Here is a 2,725-nt window from a genome sequence, read left to right on the forward strand (position 1 = left end):
GGTTTACTCATACCACACAGCTACCATGCTGGATTCACAAGATGAATCCCTCATGGGATTTGTGCAACAGAGCCACAAATCCGGTTCAATCGACACGCCCCGGGTATGGATGGGCGCGCCACGTTCGGTGAAGCCATCAACCTTAAGCCAATTGAAATCCTGCCGGAAGCCGGTGGCCCAAATGATCGTTGTGACACCTTCATTAGCCAGATTGATCCCGGCCAGCGGGTTGGTCAAGCTTACGGGGTCAGCAAATTTTTCGCGGGCCTCGGGCTCGGGCGGCAGATCAAGGCCAGTGCGGGTGGCATAGGCATCCGCTAAGTCGAGCAGGCCATAATAATTGGCATCGCCCGCCGCCACATTGGCCGCAAGATCGTCTGAAAAGCTAAGCACACCATCCGCATAGGCCTTAGTCAGGCCGGTCAGCGTCACGCCTTCGCCAGCCAAGCGGCGAAAATCCATCGTGCGGCCGCCGTAAGCCCCGGAAACTGCAATCGTGACATGCTCGGTGCCCGGTTTGGGTGCCGAAATATCCCACAGGCCCAAAACGCCGAGCCACCAGACAAAATCGCGGCCACGGTAACGGCGCGGCGGGCGGTCATGCGGGCCGACCGACAGGAATACCTTGCGGCCCGCCCGGTTCAGCTCATCCGCAATCTGCGCGCCAGACGACCCTGCGCCAACCACCATCACCGCCCCTTCGGCCAGTTGCGCGGGGTTCTTGTAGTAAAACGAGTGCATTTGATGCACGCCACCGGACTCAGGCACAATTGGCGGAATCACCGGATGCTGGAATGCGCCCGTGGCGGCGACGATGCGGCGGGTCTGGATCTCGCCTTTGTTGGTCTTGACCAGAAAGCCGCCCTGCCCCGGCAGACGCGTGGCCGAAACCACCTCGACGCCTTCACGGATTGGCGCTCTGAACTTTGCGGCATAATCGACCAGATATTGCGCAAAACGATCTTTGGTCACGAATTCATCGGGCGCGCAGCCCTCGAACTCCAGCCCTGGAAAGCGGTCGTGCCATGCGGGGCCATTGGCCACCAGCGCGTCCCAGCGGGCGGTGCGCCACGCCTCGGCTGTGCGGTTTTTTTCCAAAACCAGGTGCGGCACACCGGCGCGGCTCAAATGCTCACTTGCCGCTATGCCGGCCTGCCCGCCGCCAACAACCAGCGTATCCGTTTTCTCGACAGGCATTTGGCTATTCCTCTACATTGGTCCGAAAGCAATTTTCCCCTCACTCAGGGTTCCAATCAGAATTAGCTCAGGCCGGACGTCAGGAAAATTACGATTTCTCGTAACTTTGATTAGTCTGTCCCTAAACCGCCCCCAATTTAGGGCGGCACTGGGATTAGGTTTTTCCACAGCGTCAGATCAGAAAAGCCTTCTTTAGGGCCTTGTTGCACGGACCCTACCGGTTCTGTTAGGACGCCACTTTCCTGATCGATTGGATACAGCTGATGCCGCACAAATTCAACGCGGCGCGGCGTCATAAGTTTGAGAAGACGCGGTACCGCATCACGAATTGGTCCGACTACAATGAAAGCCTGCGCCTGCGCGGTGATATAACGGTTTGGCTGAGCCCCGAGGTGGAGGCAGCTTGGCGCGCAGAGCGCCGCAGGACGCGGGGTGGCCAGCCGGTCTATTCTGATCTGGCGATCACGGTCTGTCTGACGCTTGGCATGGTTTACAAGCAGCCGCTGCGCCAAACTGAAGGGTTTGTTCGTAGCCTTGTTAAGCTCATGGGTTTGGATATCCGCGTGCTCAATTATTCAACCTTTTCACGTCGCGGGACTGGGTTGACCTTGTCGATGAAATCGCGCGCTGAGCAGGATGGTCCGATCCATCTCGTCGTGGACAGCACTGGCCTGAAGATCTTTGGCGAAGGCGAGTGGTTTCAGAACAAGCATAAAACAAAGGCCAAGCGGAAGTCATGGCGCAAACTGCACCTCGGGTTGGACCTTGTCAGTGGTGACATCGTGTGTTCCGATCTGACCAAGGACGATGTGGGTGACCCGACCGCCTTGCCTGATCTTCTGCACCAGGTTGACGCGGATGTAACCCGCTTCATCGCAGACGGCGCCTATGATGGAGACCCCACCAGCTCCTTGCTCACGGCCCGCTTTGGTGTCGGCGTTGAGATCATAATCCCGCCTCCGAAGACTGCGGTTTTGAGCTCCGACGCGGATGGCAATCCAACGCTTCGTGACCAGCGCATTGCCGCAATACACCTCGGTGGTCGCATGGCCTGGCAGGTGAGCAGCGGATACAATCAGCGCAGCCGTGGAGAAACTCAAATGGGCCGCTGGAAGATAGTCATAGGCCCCAAACTGAAAGCGCGCAGCTTTCCCAACCAAAAGACGGAGACCAAGATTGGCACCCACATCCTTAACAAAATGACCGGGCTTGGCCGTGCCAAGTTCGAGGTCGTCGCTTGACCTGATCTACGGGTAAGGGCAAACTCAGCCCAACCGATGTCCCGTGCAACAAGGCCATGACACACCGGTTTCAATATTTCCGCGGCCTTTTCATGAGATTAACAAATTTCAGACTGGTCAGCGCCAAATGGAAAAGTGGGTCGATCCGATACGAAAATCAACATCATGACCTTGGGAAAGCAAAAAATCAGCTGACTTTTTTCAACCATTAGCGGCTCTGTTGCACAAATCCCATGAGGGATTCATCTTGTGAATCCAGCATGGTAGCTGTGTGGTATGAGTAAACC

2 protein-coding genes are annotated in these 2,725 nt (G+C 56.8%); one reads left to right on the forward strand and one right to left on the reverse strand.

Annotation, left to right across the window (positions count from 1 at the left end):
- Positions 1–3: 3 nt before the first annotated feature.
- On the reverse strand, positions 4–1,197 hold the full coding sequence (locus BMY36_RS18935; protein WP_082224821.1) for a flavin-containing monooxygenase: 1,194 nt from the start codon (positions 1,195–1,197) through the stop codon (positions 4–6).
- A gap of 263 nt (positions 1,198–1,460) precedes the next feature.
- On the opposite strand from BMY36_RS18935, the gene BMY36_RS18940 reads away from it, so the two are divergent.
- Complete coding sequence (locus BMY36_RS18940) at positions 1,461–2,438, forward strand: IS5 family transposase (protein ID WP_050519440.1); 978 nt, start codon at positions 1,461–1,463, stop codon at positions 2,436–2,438.
- Positions 2,439–2,725: the final 287 nt, after the last annotated feature.

Source organism: Pseudorhodobacter antarcticus, assembly GCF_900110135.1.
Classification (GTDB): domain Bacteria; phylum Pseudomonadota; class Alphaproteobacteria; order Rhodobacterales; family Rhodobacteraceae; genus Pseudorhodobacter; species Pseudorhodobacter antarcticus.

What these genes read in the sequence shown, in the direction of transcription:
- BMY36_RS18935 (WP_082224821.1), bottom strand. Translation starts at nt 1,197, where the DNA reads ATGCCTGTCGAGAAAACGGATACGCTGGTTGTTGGCGGCGGGCAGGCC.
- BMY36_RS18940 (WP_050519440.1), top strand. Translation starts at nt 1,461, where the DNA reads ATGCCGCACAAATTCAACGCGGCGCGGCGTCATAAGTTTGAGAAGACG.